Origin of the sequence: Kitasatospora sp. NPDC059722 (assembly GCF_042733235.1) — a bacterium.
Classification (GTDB): domain Bacteria; phylum Actinomycetota; class Actinomycetes; order Streptomycetales; family Streptomycetaceae; genus Kitasatospora.
In genome coordinates, this window is sequence record NZ_JBHWGD010000072.1 from 20368 (window position 1) to 33487 (window position 13120).

The 13120-nt window shown below is 74.4% G+C and carries 12 protein-coding genes; 7 read left to right on the top strand and 5 right to left on the bottom strand.

Features of this window, described 5'->3' with window-relative positions; all coding sequences use genetic code 11:
- The first annotated feature begins 18 nt into the window (after nt 1-18).
- A complete protein-coding gene (locus ACFV4F_RS33040; RefSeq protein ID WP_380495289.1) occupies nt 19-1059 on the top strand; it encodes a TerD family protein in 1041 nt (346 codons plus the stop codon).
- A gap of 28 nt (nt 1060-1087) precedes the next feature.
- Here ACFV4F_RS33040 and ACFV4F_RS33045 read toward each other — a convergent pair whose 3' ends face one another.
- A complete protein-coding gene (locus ACFV4F_RS33045) occupies nt 1088-1795 on the bottom strand; it encodes a C39 family peptidase (protein ID WP_380508117.1) in 708 nt (235 codons plus the stop codon).
- An 89-nt stretch (nt 1796-1884) separates the two neighbouring features.
- On the opposite strand from ACFV4F_RS33045, the gene ACFV4F_RS33050 reads away from it, so the two are divergent.
- Entirely contained in the window at nt 1885-3480 is a 1596-nt protein-coding gene (locus ACFV4F_RS33050; protein WP_380508120.1) for a phytoene desaturase family protein, read from the top strand.
- A 60-nt stretch (nt 3481-3540) separates the two neighbouring features.
- Here ACFV4F_RS33050 and ACFV4F_RS33055 read toward each other — a convergent pair whose 3' ends face one another.
- On the bottom strand, nt 3541-4155 hold the full coding sequence (locus tag ACFV4F_RS33055; protein WP_380442685.1) for a TetR/AcrR family transcriptional regulator: 615 nt from the start codon (nt 4153-4155) through the stop codon (nt 3541-3543).
- 101 nt (nt 4156-4256) lie between these two features.
- Between ACFV4F_RS33055 and ACFV4F_RS33060 the strand changes: the two genes are divergently transcribed.
- Nucleotides 4257-5294, top strand: coding sequence for an aldo/keto reductase (locus ACFV4F_RS33060; protein ID WP_380508123.1), 1038 nt, complete (start codon nt 4257-4259; stop codon nt 5292-5294).
- A gap of 121 nt (nt 5295-5415) precedes the next feature.
- On the top strand, nt 5416-5910 hold the full coding sequence (locus ACFV4F_RS33065) for a GNAT family N-acetyltransferase (protein ID WP_380508126.1): 495 nt from the start codon (nt 5416-5418) through the stop codon (nt 5908-5910).
- Nucleotides 5911-5922: 12 nt separating this feature from the next.
- Here ACFV4F_RS33065 and ACFV4F_RS33070 read toward each other — a convergent pair whose 3' ends face one another.
- Nucleotides 5923-7998 carry an MDR family MFS transporter gene (locus tag ACFV4F_RS33070; protein WP_380508129.1) on the bottom strand — a complete coding sequence of 692 codons (2076 nt, stop codon included), beginning with the start codon at nt 7996-7998 and terminating at the stop codon, nt 5923-5925.
- 160 nt (nt 7999-8158) lie between these two features.
- Between ACFV4F_RS33070 and ACFV4F_RS33075 the strand changes: the two genes are divergently transcribed.
- On the top strand, nt 8159-9628 hold the full coding sequence (locus tag ACFV4F_RS33075) for an MFS transporter (protein ID WP_380442677.1): 1470 nt from the start codon (nt 8159-8161) through the stop codon (nt 9626-9628).
- Nucleotides 9629-9706: 78 nt separating this feature from the next.
- On the opposite strand, the gene ACFV4F_RS33080 is transcribed toward ACFV4F_RS33075, so the two are convergent.
- Both ACFV4F_RS33080 and ACFV4F_RS33085 read right to left on the bottom strand, forming a co-directional pair.
- The gene (locus tag ACFV4F_RS33080) at nt 9707-10540 is read right to left on the bottom strand and encodes an ABC transporter permease (RefSeq protein WP_380508132.1); all 834 of its coding nucleotides are present in this window, start codon (nt 10538-10540) and stop codon (nt 9707-9709) included.
- A complete protein-coding gene (locus ACFV4F_RS33085; RefSeq protein ID WP_380508134.1) occupies nt 10537-11448 on the bottom strand; it encodes an ABC transporter ATP-binding protein in 912 nt (303 codons plus the stop codon). Before ACFV4F_RS33085 ends, ACFV4F_RS33080 begins: the two co-directional genes overlap by 4 nt.
- Nucleotides 11449-11582: 134 nt before the next feature.
- Between ACFV4F_RS33085 and ACFV4F_RS33090 the strand changes: the two genes are divergently transcribed.
- Nucleotides 11583-12773 (top strand): sensor histidine kinase, encoded by a 1191-nt coding sequence (locus ACFV4F_RS33090; RefSeq protein ID WP_380442671.1) that lies wholly within the window; start codon nt 11583-11585, stop codon nt 12771-12773.
- A gap of 8 nt (nt 12774-12781) precedes the next feature.
- Nucleotides 12782-13120: response regulator transcription factor (locus tag ACFV4F_RS33095; protein ID WP_380508137.1), on the top strand; the 339-nt coding region annotated here is incomplete at its 3' end.

A 13120-nucleotide genomic window follows, 5' to 3' on the forward strand; every position in this document is an offset into this window, starting at 1 on the left:
TGGAGGAGAGGAAGCGCCATGGGTGTGGCCCTGACGAAGGGCGGCAACGTCTCGCTGGGCAAGCAGGCCCCCGGGCTCGGGGCCGTGCGGGTGGGCCTCGGCTGGACGGCGGGCCCCGGATACGACCTGGACGCCAGCGCGCTGCTGTGCGGGCGCTCCGGGCAGGTCGTCTCGGACGGGCACTTCGTCTTCTTCAACAACCTGCGCAGCCCGGACGGCTCGGTCCGCCACCACGGCAGTGACCTGGGCGCCGGCGGGGACCGCGAGCGGATCGACGTCTCGCTCACCGACGTGTCCGCCGACGTCGAGCGGATCGTCTTCGCCGTCGCCATCTACGACGCGGCGCAGCGCCGGCAGTCCTTCGGTCAGGTGAGCGGCGCGTACATCCGGATCACCGACGCCGACGGGGCCACCGAGGTGGTGCGCTACGACGTCGCCGCCGAGGCGGGCAGCGAGACGGCGATGGTGTTCGGCGAGCTCTACCGCAACGGCGCGGACTGGAAGTTCCGGGCCGTGGGGCAGGGCTACGCGACCGGGCTGGCGGGCATCGCGACCGACTTCGGCGTCGCGCTGCTCCAGCCGGCCGCCCCGGCGGCGCCTGCGGCCCCGCCGGCCGTCCCCTCTGTCCCTCAGGCAGCAACGGTCCAGCAAGCAACAGGGAGTTCCGCAGTGACGTGCTTCTTCGACCCCTCGCACGGCGTCGGCTCGACCGCGGTGCAGTGGTCGCCGCAGTGGGGCGTGCCGCGCCCGATCCAGGCGTGCGCCGCCTGCGCCCAGCGCGTGCAGACCACCCCGCCGCCGTTCTACACCCCGCAGCAGGGGTACCCGCAGCCGGTCCAGCAGGGGTACCCCCAGGGCTACCAGCAGGGGTACCCGCAGGTCCCCGGCCAGGGCCACCCGGAGCAGCAGGGCGGCCGCCGCTTCGGCACCGGCGCCCTGCTGGGTGCCGGTGCCGCGGGCCTGGTCGGCGGCGCGCTGCTCAACGAGGCGCTGAGCGACGACGAGCCCCAGGTCGTCGTCAACAACTACTACGAGGGCGACGACGACAGCTTCTTCTAGGCCGTCCCGCGGCGGGTGGCGGTCCTCGTCAGTCGACGACGACCGCCATCCGGCCGTAGGTCGCGTAGCCGTTCTCGAAGTCCGTCTCCGAGACGGTCGTCCGGCCGCGCGCGGGGTCGTTGACCGACACCGTGCCGTCGCCGAACCCCGTGACGACGACGGCGTGTTCGGCCGGTCCCGCATAGAGGACCTTGACGCCGTCGTACGCCGTGTAGGTGGTCGACCTGAGGTGGCGCCACAGGTAGTCCACCCACACGATCGCCGGGCGGCCGGCGGCCAGGCTGTCCTTCAGGGTCTGGACCGGGATGTCCGAGCCCGAATGGGCCACGGAGAGCCCGAAGGCGCGGGCGGCCTTCGCCACCGGCGGGGCGTACACGCCGAAGCCGGTGCCGTCCACCTCCGAGCCGTCCGGGTCGCCGACGAAGGCCTCGTACGGGTCACCGGAGAGCGGGCCGGAGTGCCCGAACTCGGGGTGGTCCCAGTCGACGCCGATCCGGTCCAGGACGTCCTGGTCGCTCGCCGTCACGCCGCGCGAGGCCAGGACCATGCGCAGGGCCGCCGCCTCGCAGTCGTTGGCGAGTGCCTGGTGGTAGTACGGCACCGACGCCGCCTCGATGCCGCCGACGCCCCCGCCGCCGACGCCGCCGCCGGCCGTCGCGGTCCCGGTGCCGGCCGCCAGGGTCGCGCCGACGAGGGCGGCGACGCAGGCCGCGCGTGCTTTCGCAATGATCGTCATGGCCATGACGCTACGAAGGACGGCTACGGAGCGCAGCCGGTGCGCCCCGAACCGGTGACGCGGCGTCCGTTCGGTCGTACCGTGGCCGGATGAACACGAACGCGTCCTCGCGGTACGACGCCGTGATCGTCGGCGGCGGGCACAACGGACTGGTGGCGGCGGCGTACCTCGCGCGGGCCGGGCGGCGGGTGCTGGTGCTCGAACGGCTGCCGCGGGTGGGCGGGGCGGCGGTGTCGGCCGAGGCCTTCCCGGGGATCGACGCGCGGCTGTCGCGCTACTCGTACCTCGTGAGCCTGCTCCCGCGCGCGATCGTGCGCGAGCTCGGCCTGCGGCTGGAGCTGCGGCGCCGCCGGATCTCCTCGTACACGCCGGTGGTGCGGGACGGGAAGCCGACCGGCCTGCTCGTCGACGCGGCCGACCCGGACCGCACGCGCGAGTCCTTCCGGGCGCTGACCGGCGGCGAGCGCGAGTGGGAGGCCTGGCGCCGCTTCTACGGCACGACCGGGCGGATCGCCGAGCGCGTCTTCCCCACGCTCACCGAACCACTTCCCTCGCGCGCCGAGCTGCGTCGCCGGATCGGGGACGACGCCGCCTGGGAGGCGCTGTTCGAGCGGCCGCTTGGCGAGGCGATCGAGCGGACCTTCGCCGACGACCTCGTGCGCGGCGTCGTGCTGACGGACGCCCTGATCGGCACGTTCACCCACGCCCACGACCCCTCGCTGCGGCAGAACCGCTGCTTCCTCTACCACGTCATCGGCAACGGAACGGGCGACTGGGATGTCCCGGTCGGCGGCATGGGCGCGGTCACCGGCGCACTCACGGAGGCGGCGCTGGCGGCGGGCGCCGAGCTGCGCACCGGATGCGAGGTCACGGCGATCGTGACGGACGGCCACGGCGATGCCGAGGTGACGTACCGTCATAAAGACGGTGAAGCGGTGGTGGTGGGTGCCAAGGTACTGGTGAACGCGGCGCCGGCGACGCTGGCACGGCTTCTCGGTGGCGAGCCTTCAGCTGAACTTCCGCCGGAAGGAGCGCAGTTGAAGGTCAACATGGTGTTGCGCCGACTTCCCGCCCTCCGCGACTCCGCCGTCGACCCGCGGGACGCCTTCTCCGGGACGTTCCACATCGCCGAAGGCTACCGGCAGTTGGAGGCGGCGTACGGCGAGGCGGCGTCGGGCCGGCTGCCCTCGGCGCCGCCGTCCGAGATCTACTGCCACACGCTCACCGACAGCTCGATCCTCGGCCCTGGCGCGATCGGGCAGGGCCTCCACACCCTGACCCTCTTCGGGCTCCACGTGCCCGCACGGCTGTTCGCGGACCCGTCGACGTACGAGGACGTCAAGGCCCGTGCGCTGGCGGCGAGTCTGGCGCAGCTGGACGACGTGCTCGCCGAGCCGATCGCCGACTGCCTGGCGACGGATGCCGACGGGCGGCCCTGTGTGGAGGCGAAGACGCCGCTGGACCTGGAGCGCGAGCTCGGCCTGCCGGGCGGTCACATCTTCCACCGCGACCTGTCCTTCCCGTACGCGGAAGGGGATCCGGCCGGCGCCGCCGAACGCTGGGGCGTGGCGACGGCCCACCCGAACGTGCTGCTGTGCGGCGCGGGGGCGGTACGCGGCGGGGGAGTCAGCGGCATCCCCGGCCACAACGCGGCGATGGCGGTCCTGGAGGAAGCGGCCCGGTGACCCTGGTGTTCCTGGCCCTTCGGCCGCACAACGCCCCTGTGCTGTGCGGCCGTTCGCGGTTCAGCGGCAGTACGCCCCGGCCCGGGCCGCCGCCTCGGCGGCTGCTGCGGCGCGGTCGGCTGCGGCCTCGTCCAGCGGGTCGGCCGTCGTGAGCATCCGGTAGTAGAGCGGGGCCGAGACGGCCCGCACGACCTCCGCCGGGTCGGTGCCGGCGGGCAGTTCGCCGCGCTCGACGGCCTCAGTGACGCACGGCGCCCACTCGGCGACCCGCACCTCGTAGAAGCGCCGGAGCGCCTCCGCCGCGCCCGCGTCGCCGTTCGCCGCGACGATCACCGCGCGGAACAGCGCGCCCTGGCGCGGGTCGGCGAGGGTGCGCTGGACCAGCCGCGCGTTGGCGCGCAGGTCCTCGGCGAGCGAGCCGCTGCGGGTGCGCGGCAGCGACTGCTCGGCCATGTCCGCGAGCAGGTCGGCGACCAGGGCGCTGGTGCCGCCCCAGCGCCGGTAGACGGTGGTGCGCCCGACCTCGGCGCGCTGGGCGATGTCGCCGAGGTCGAGGCCGGCGAAGCCGTGCTCGACGAGCGCGTCCTCCGCGGCGCGCAGGACGGCGGCGCGCACGCGCGCGGTGCGGCCGCCGGGGCGGACGGTGCCCGGGACGGGCTGGCTCTCGTCGACCATTAACGGGATTCCTGTTCCATTAGCTCGTCGGACTCTGCTACGGTCGAGTCATCCTAACGGAACGACCGTCCCGTTAGTCGCCTCCTGGGGGAGCAACCACCATGGAATACCGTCAGCTCGGCGCGTCCGGCCTCAAGGTCCCCGTGCTCAGCCTCGGCACCGGCACCTTCGGCGGGCGGGGCCCGCTCTTCGGCGCCTGGGGCACCACCGGCGACCAGGAGGCCCGCCGCCTCCTCGACATCGCCATCGACGCCGGCGTGACGATGTTCGACACCGCCGACGTCTACTCCGACGGCGCCTCCGAGGAGGTGCTCGGCAAGGCCGTCCACGGCCGCCGCGACCGGGTCCTCATCTCCACCAAGGCCGGCCTGCCCACCGGTGAGGGCCCCAACGACGCCGGCACCTCCCGGGCCCGCCTCACCAAGGCCGTCGACGACGCCCTGCGCCGCCTCGGCACCGACTACATCGACCTCTTCCAGCTCCACGCCTTCGACGCCGCGACCCCCGTCGAGGAGGTCCTGGCCACCTTCGACGACCTCGTCCGCGCCGGCAAGGTCCGCTACACCGGCGTGTCCAACTTCTCCGGCTGGCAGCTCATGAAGTCCCTCGCCGCCGCCGACCGCCACGGCCGCCCCCGCTACGCCGCCCACCAGGTCTACTACTCGCTCGTCGGCCGCGACTACGAGTGGGAGCTGATGCCGCTGGCCGCCGACCAGGGAGTCGGCGCCCTCGTCTGGAGCCCGCTCGGCTGGGGCCGCCTCACCGGCAGGATCCGCCGCGGCACGCCCGTCCCGGCCGGCAGCCGTCTCCACGACACCGCCGACTACGGCCCCCCGGTCGAGGACGACCACCTCCACCGCGTCGTCGACGCCCTCGACGAGATCGCCGAGGAGACCGGCCGCACCGTCCCCCAGGTGGCGATCAACTGGCTCCTGCGCCGCCCGACCGTCTCCTCCGTCATCATCGGCGCCCGCAACGAGGACCAGCTCCGCCAGAACCTCGGCGCCGTCGGCTGGTCCCTCACCCCCGACCAGATCACCCGCCTCGACGCCGCCAGCCACCGCACCGCCCCCTACCCCTACTTCCCCTACCGCCGCCAGGAGGCCTTCGCCCGCCTCAACCCGCCCATGACCGGCTGACGGACAGTGCGGAGCGATCCCGTCTCCGCCGGTCGTGACGGTCCTCCGAACCAGGGCGGACCCGCCCCTCACCGGATAATGGGCTTGCCGTACCGGTGCCCGGTGCGGCAAGGTCCGCACCATGCTTGAACTGCGAATCCTCTCCTCCGACGACTGGCCCGTCTTCCGCGAGCTGCGCCTCGCCGCGCTCGCCGAGGCGCCGTACGCCTTCGGCTCCACCCTGGCCGACTGGCAGGGGCCCGGCGACCACGAGGACCGCTGGCGCTCGCGCCTGGAGATCCCCGGCGCGCTCGACCTGGTCGCCGTCCTGGACGGCACGCCCGTCGCCATGGCCAGCGGCGTCCCCGCCGACGAGGACCCGACGGCCGCCGAGCTCATCTCGATGTGGGTCGCCCCGCAGGCCCGCGGCCGGGGCGCCGGCGACCTCCTGATCACCGAGATCGCCAAGTGGGCCGCCGCCCAGGGCTGCTCCACCCTGAAGCTCGCCGTCACGCCCCACAACGACGCCGCGATCGCCCTCTACCGCCGCCACGCCTTCGCCGACACCGACGAGCTCGGCGACCTCCTCGACGACGGCACCGGCCGCGAACTCGTCCTGGCCAAGCCGCTGGCGTAGGGGCCTCGCCGCCTACTCCGCCGGCACCGTCGCCGGGGCCTTCGGGCGGGCGTGGGCCGGGAGGCCGTTGGTGAGGTCCTCGACGAGGAGGCGCCAGGCGATGGCGTCGGCGGCGGTGCGCAGTCGGGGGCTGCGGGGGCGGCCGGCGTCGGCGTCGAGGCGGGCGTTGAGCCAGTCGGACCAGGCGCGGGCCAGGGCGGTGATCTGCCGGCGGCCGGCCTCGGTGGGGATCAGCTGGTCGCCGTCGCGGGTGAGGTAACCCTCGTCGGTCATGCGGTCGAAGACCGGTTCCAGGACCTCGGGCGGGACGCGCTTGCGCGCGGCGATGAGGTCGAGGGAGGCCCGGCCGACGGCCTTGGTGTGGCCGGCGACCTCCATGAGGGCCCACGCGCCGGCGAGGTCGACGCGGGTGTCGGCGGTGGAGACGATCGAGCGGACGGCGTCGAGGTCGACCCCGCGCACGATCTTGCAGACCGAGTACTCCAGGTGCGGGTCGGCGTCGCTGGTGGTCGGCTGGGCGAAGGCCTCGCCGAGGTCGGTGGAGCCGGCCCGCGCGGTGTCGCGCAGCTTGACCTGCTTGAGGAACAGCGCGACGACGAAGCCGACCACCGCGACCGGGATGGTCCACAGGTAGACGGTGTGCAGGGCGTCGGAGTACGCCTGGACGATCGGCGCGGCCTGGTCGGCGGGCAGCGCGTGCAGGCCCTGCGGGCTCTCGGCGGCCTTGCCGAGCACGGCCGGGCTCGCGCCGGTGAGGCGGGCGGAGGAGGCGATGCCGTCGGCGAGTTCGGTCTTCAGGCTGTTGGCATAGATGGTGCCGAAGACGGCGGTGCCGAAGGAGCTGCCGATGGTGCGGAAGAACGTGACGCCGGAGGTGGCGGTGCCGAGGTCCGCGTAGTCGACGGTGTTCTGCACCGCGATGGTGAGCACCTGCATGCTCAGCCCGATGCCGACGCCGAGGACGAACATGTACAGCGAGGCGAGTGCGGTGCCCGTCCCGGGTTTGAGCAGCGAGAGCAGGTAGAGGCCGAGGGCCATCACGAGGGTGCCGGCGATGGGGAACAGCCGGTACTGGCCGGTCTTGCTGACGACGTTGCCGCTGGCGATGGAGGCGAGCAGCAGGCCGATGACCATCGGGAGCATGCGGACGCCGGAGACGGTGGCGGAGTCGCCGTCCACGTACTGGAGGAAGGTCGGCAGGAAGGTCAGCGCGCCGAGCATGGCGAAGCCGACGATGAAGCTGAGCACCGAGCAGACCGCGAACACCGGGTTGCGGAACAGCCGCATGGGCAGCATGGGTTGGGCCGCGCGCGTCTCGACCACGCAGAACAGGGCGAGCGCCACGGCGCCGCCCGCGAACAGGCCGATGATCGTCGCCGAGCCCCACGCGTACTGGTTGCCGCCCCAACTGGTGGCCAGGATCAGGGCGCCGGCCCCGACCGCGACCAGCGCGATCCCCAGGTAGTCGATGACCGGCCGGACGGCGGCCCGCACCGAGGGGATCGTCCGGGCCGCCGCGACGACCACGAGGACGGCGATCGGCACGTTGACGTAGAACGCCCAGCGCCAGGACAGGTGGTCGGTGAACAGCCCGCCGAGCAGCGGGCCGATGACCGTCGCCACGCCGAACACCGCGCCGATCGCTCCCTGGTACTTGCCGCGCTCCCGCAGCGGGATGACGTCGGCGATCAGCGCCATCGCGGTGACCATCAGGCCGCCCGCGCCGATGCCCTGGAGGGCGCGCCAGGCGATCAGCAGCGTCATGTTCGTCGCCAGGCCGCAGAAGAACGAGCCGGTGATGAAGACGATCGCGGACACCTGGAAGAGCAGCTTGCGCCCGTACAGGTCGCCGAACTTGCCGGCCAGCACGGTGGCGACGGTCTCGGCGAGCAGGTAGGAGGTGACCACCCAGGACATGTGGGCGGCGCCGCCCAGGTCCGCGACGATGGTGGGCAGCGCGGTGCCGACGATCGTCTGGTCGAGGGCGGCCAGCAGCATGCCGAGCACGATCGTGGCGAAGACGACGTTCCGCTGCCGGACGTCCAGCACGGGCGGGGCGGACGGCGTGGTCTCGGTGTCGACGGTCATGCGCCCAGCCTCGCCGCGCCCGCGGGCCCGCCGCGCGGCGGTTCGGCCGTCCGGGTGAGCCGGGTGGCCCCCGCGGTCGGGCGGGGTGAGGATGAGGCCCCCAGGGCGATGCCGGGCGTCCGACGATGCCGGGCGTCCGGAGGTCCGGAGAAGGCTCCCCATGAACCCCGATCCCCCCAACAGCACCGCGCGCCCGCCGTCCCGGGGCGCCTCCGCCGTCGGCGGGCGGGCCGGGGCGCGGCGCTGGCGGGCGCTCGCGGTGTGCCTGGTGGCCGGGTTCATGACGCTGCTGGACGTCAGCATCGTGAACGTCGCCCTGCCGACCGTCCGCACCGGGCTGCACATGTCGGAGAGCGGCCTGCAGTGGGTGCTGAGCGGCTACGCGCTGGCCTTCGGGCTCGTGCTGGTCCCGGCCGGGCGGCTCGGGGACGCGCGCAGCCGGCGGGCGGTGTTCCTGACCGGGCTGGCGCTGTTCACGCTGGCCAGCGCGCTCGCGGGGGCGGCGCAGGACCAGACGTGGCTGGTGCTGGCCCGGCTGTTCCAGGGCGCGGCGGGCGGGGTGCTGGTGCCGCAGGTGTCCGGGTTCATCCAGACGCTGTTCCAGGGGGCCGAGCGGGGGCGGGCGTTCGGTGCGCTGGGGTCGACGATCGGGGTGTCGACGGCGGTCGGCCCGCTGCTGGGCGGGCTGCTGATCCACCTGTTCGGGCCGCAGGACGGCTGGCGGTGGGTGTTCCTGGTCAACCTGCCGATCGGGATCGCGGCGCTGCCGGTCGCCTACCACCTGCTGCCGCCGCCCCCGCCGGCGGGTGAGCGGGCGGGGCACCGGGACTTCGACCCGGTCGGGGTGGTGCTGCTCGGCGGCGGGACGGTGGCGCTGCTGCTGCCGTTCGTCCAGGAGCAGCAGTGGCACAGCCCGGCGCGGTGGCTGCTGCTGCCGGTGGCGGTGCTGCTGCTGGGGGCGTTCGTCGGGTGGGAGCGGCACTACGCGCGGCGGCGGGAGCCGCTCGTGAACATGGAGCTGTTCGCGGTGCGCCCGTACGCGGCGGGGGTGGCGCTGTCGCTGGTGTACTTCGCGGGGTTCACGGCGATCTTCTTCATCTTCACGCTGTACCTCCAGGCGGGGCTGCACTACTCGGCGCTGGCGGCGGGTCTGTCGATCACGCCGTTCGCGGTGGGTTCGGCCGTCTCGGCCGCGCTCGGCGGGCGGGTGGTGACCCGGCTGGGGCGGCGGCTGGTGGTGTTCGGGCTGGTGCTGGTGCTCGTCGGGCTCGGGGCGTCGATCCTGGCGGTCCGGCTGGGGCCCGGGACGTGGGCGGGCTGGGCGACGGCGCTGCCGCTCCTGGTGGCGGGGACGGGCAGCGGGCTGGTGATCTCGCCGAACCAGACGCTGACGCTCTCGCAGGTCCCGCTCGCCCGGGCCGGCAGTGCGGGCGGGGTGCTGCAGACCGCGCAGCGCGTCGGTTCGGCGGTGGGGATCGCGATCGTCGGCTCGGTCTTCTTCGCCCACGCCCGCGGGAGGAACCCGGACTGGGCGGTCGCCTTCGAGCTGGGGGCGACGGTCGCGGCGGGCCTGGTCCTGGCGGCGCTGGTGGTCGCGGCGGCGGACCTGGCGGCCGGGCGCACCAGGTGACGCGGGGCCCGCACCCCCGTGGCGGGCCCCGCTCGTCGTTCAGTGCGCTCGTCGTTCGCCCGCCATTCGGCGCGCCCGTCAGTGGTCCCGGCGCCGGATCGTGAGCGCGGCGATCGCGACCGCCGCGACGGACCACACCGCGAACGTGATCCAGCCGCTCGCGACCGTGGCCGGGTACGGCGACACCCGCTGGTTCGTCAGGTCCACCTGGGCCAACCGGCGCCACGCGGTGAACGGCAGGGCGTGCGCGACGTCGGCGGACCAGTGGTAGGTGTCGGTGAAGAACGACGGCACGAAGAACAGCACCAGGATCGTGCTCACGACGCTCGCCGCCGTGTGCCGGATCAGCACGCCCAGGCACAGTCCGACGAGCGCGCAGACCGGCGCGAACAGCGCGGCCGCCGCGACGAACCGGAACGCGCCCGGGTCGGTGATCGGCAGCCCGATGCCCCGGCCGCCGATGATCGCCTGTGCCACGCCGAAGGCGGTGCCCGAGACCGCGGCGCCCCAGCCGAGCATCACGCCCGTCAGCACGGCCGCCTTGGCGAGCAGCAGCGCCCGCCGGTCGGGGACGGCCGCGAGACTCGCCCGGATGAGGCCGCTGGCGTACTCGCAGACGACGACGAACGCGCCGAGCCCGCCTCCCACCAGCATGACGACGTCGGCGCCGACGGCGCTGAACGCCGAGTCGAGCGCGGCCTGGTGGTAGCCGGCCGTCGGGCCGGGCTCGAAGTGGTCGTACGTGTAGGTGGCGTTCTTGACGGCGGCGAGGACGACCACGGCGGCGCCGAGCAGCAGGACCCACGGGGTCGAGCGCAGCGACCAGAACTTGATCCACTCGGCGGCGAGGAGGTCGCGGAAGCGGGCGCGGCCCGGCGCGGTGGTGGTGGCGGTCATGGCGAGGGTGCTCAACGGGACTCTCCGGCGAGGTATTCGACGCTGTCGGCGGTCAGTTCCATGAACGCCTCCTCCAGGGAGGCGCCGCGGGTGGTGAGGGCGTGCAGCAAGAGGCGGTTTTCCAGGGCGAGTTCGCCGATCCGCGGGGCGGAGAGGCCGGTGACGGCGAGGGCGCCCTCCGGGGCCGGCCGGACGGTGGCGCCGGCGGCCGTCAACACCCCGGCCAGCCGGGTGGGTTCGGCCGCGACGACGGTCACGCTCGACCGGCCGGCCCTCGCGGAGAACTCCGCCAGGCCCTCGTCGGCGATCAGCCGGCCCCGGCCGATCACGACCAGCCGGTCGGCGGTGTGCTCCATCTCGCTCATCAGGTGGCTGGAGACGAAGACCGTCCGCCCCTCGGCCGCCAGGCGGCGGAACAGGCCGCGCACCCACAGGACGCCCTCCGGGTCGAGGCCGTTGAGCGGCTCGTCGAAGAGGAGCACCGGAGGGTCGCCGAGCAGGGCGCCCGCGATGCCGAGCCGCTGGCGCATGCCGAGCGAGTACCCGCCGATCCGGCGGCGCGCGGCATCCGCCAGGCCGACCTCGGCGAGCAGCTCGTCGACCCGCCCGAGCGGGATCGCGTTGCTGCGCGCCAGTGCCCGCAGGTGGGCGCGGCCGGTGCGGCCGCCGTGGACGTCGGCGGCGTCGAGCAGTGCGCCGACGTGGCGCAGGCCGCGCTTGAGGTCGCGGAAGGAGCGTCCGTCGACGGTCGCGGTGCCGGAGGTCGGCTCGTTGAGGCCGAGGACCATCCGCAGGGTGGTGGACTTCCCGGCGCCGTTGGGGCCGAGGAAGCCGGTGACGTGGCCGGGGCGGACGGTGAAGGTGAGGCCGTCCACGGCGGTCCGGCGGCCGTAGCGCTTGGTCAGCTCGGTGACTTCGATCATGGGCAATACGGTGCCGGAGCGGACCGGACCGCCGCATCGGACCGGCGCTGACACCGTGCGGCCCCGGCCGTCATCCCCGGTCGTACAACCACGGTTTGATGACCCGCCGACGATCCGTCGATACGATCACCACCATGATCACGACGCCGACCCCGCCGCTGTTCCGGCGCGTCCCGCCCGAGGCCTGGGTGGGACTCGCCTGGTGCGCGGCCGCCGCCTACCCCGCCGTCGTGCTCGGCGGCACCGCCCGGCAGCACAGCGGCGCCGCCGCGCACGGCGGCCTGGCGTTCACCCTGCTCGACACCGCCGTCGCCTTCGCCGGCGCCGCCCTCGTGCGCCGTCTGCCGGTGCTCTCCGTGGCACTGCTGCTGATCGCCACCTGGACGGAGACGGACGGCTGGGCCGCCAACACCCAGGTGCCCCCGGCCTCGCTGCTCGCCGTCGACGCCGCCCTCTGCCTGATCACCGCCACCGCGCCGCGCCGCTCCTCCCGGAGCGCGTTCGCCCTGGTCATGACGTTCCTCGTGCTGCACATGGGGCTCGTGCACGGCAACACCGTCGGCATCTTCACCGGCACCCACATCGGGTCCGCCGACGGAGCCGCGCTGCTCGCCCTCGTCGCCTGGCTGGCCGGGCGCTCGGTGCGGCAGAACCGCGAGCACGCCGAGGCGCTGAGCACCCGGGCGGCCGCGGCGGCCGTCACCGGCGAACGCCTGCGGATCGCCCGCGAGATGCACGACACCGTCGCCCACAGCATCGGCATCATCGCCCTCCAGGCCGGCGCCGCCCGCCGGGTCATCGACACCCGGCCGGAGCGGGCCAAGGAGGCGCTCGGCGCGATCGAGACCGCCGGACGGGAGACGCTCGCCGGGCTGCGCCGGATGCTCGTCGCGCTGCGCCAGGCCGAGGGGGAGGCCTCGGCCACCGTGCCGCAGGGCCTGGCCGACCTCGACCGGCTGGCCGCCGCGACCACCGCCGCGGGTGTCGCGGTGGAGGTCCGGCGGCTCGGTGAACAGGCCGGACTCCCGGACGAGTTGGACCTCGCGGTGTTCCGTGTCATCCAGGAGTCCGTCACCAACGTGGTGCGCCACGCGGGCGCGAGCGCCTGCCGGGTCTCCGTCGACCGCACGAAGGAGGACGAGGTGTCCGTCGAGATCACCGACCGGGGCCGGGGCCACGGCACCGCCCCGGGCAGCGGCTTCGGCCTGGCCGGGCTGCGCGAGCGGGTCGCGCTGCTGGACGGCGAGTTCAGCGCCGGGCCGCGCCCCGGGGGCGGGTTCCGGGTCGCGGCCCGGCTGCCCCTGCGGGCGGAGGCGGGCCGGTGAGCGGGTCGGTGAGCGGGACCGCGAGCGGGCCGGTGGAACAGCGGGTGGTCCGCGTCGTGCTGGCCGACGACCAGCCGCTGGTGCGCGCCGCGCTGGAGATGGTGATCGCGGAGACGGACGACGTCGAGGTGGTCGGCGAGGCCGGCACCGGCGCCGACGCCGTCCGGCTGGCCGCCGAACTGCGGCCGGACGTCGTCGTGATGGACATCCGGATGCCCGGCACGGACGGCATCGAGGCCACCCGCCTGGTCACCGCCGCCGGCGGGCCGACCCGGGTCGTCGTACTCCACACCTACGAACACGAAGACCACCTGTCAGCGGCCCGGCGGGGCGGGGGCGGCGGGGTG